Genomic DNA, 392 nt, shown 5'->3' on the forward strand with positions numbered 1-392 from the left:
GTAGAAGCGATCCCAATAGGGCAGCTCGTCCAGCGGTTCGTCCAGGAGTGAATCGGGTATCTCGACCCCCCGGAACAAGCCAAAGCTGTTGAGCAGGCGCTTGCCCTTGAGTACCTGGGCGGCGTGCCAGTTGTCTTCCAGAGTGAGGTCGGAGAACTTCACGGCGTATTTGAATACCTCCATGAACCCCTCGCTTGGATCGCCTGTGATTGGCCTGCAATCCACGATCATGCTGTCGCCAGTGATCCGTAACCATTCGGCGCTTAAATCGCTCTGAGAGGGCTGTGAGGACGCCAAGACGATCATGTGACAGTGCGGGTGCCACCCGTTGCCCTTGTTGGTCAGCTCAAGCGTGTAGACGGCCCCTTGAGCCTTGCACAGCTCTGTCCAAG

General features: G+C 57.9%; 1 protein-coding gene. It reads right to left on the bottom strand.

Annotation, left to right across the window (positions count from 1 at the left end; genetic code table 11):
* Window positions 1-183 (bottom strand): hypothetical protein (locus GHN86_RS23805; protein WP_416333497.1); only part of this gene is annotated, 183 nt, incomplete at its 3' end.
* Window positions 184-392 lie beyond the last annotated feature (209 nt).

Source organism: Pseudomonas helleri, assembly GCF_009600315.1.
GTDB lineage: Bacteria > Pseudomonadota > Gammaproteobacteria > Pseudomonadales > Pseudomonadaceae > Aquipseudomonas > Aquipseudomonas helleri_A.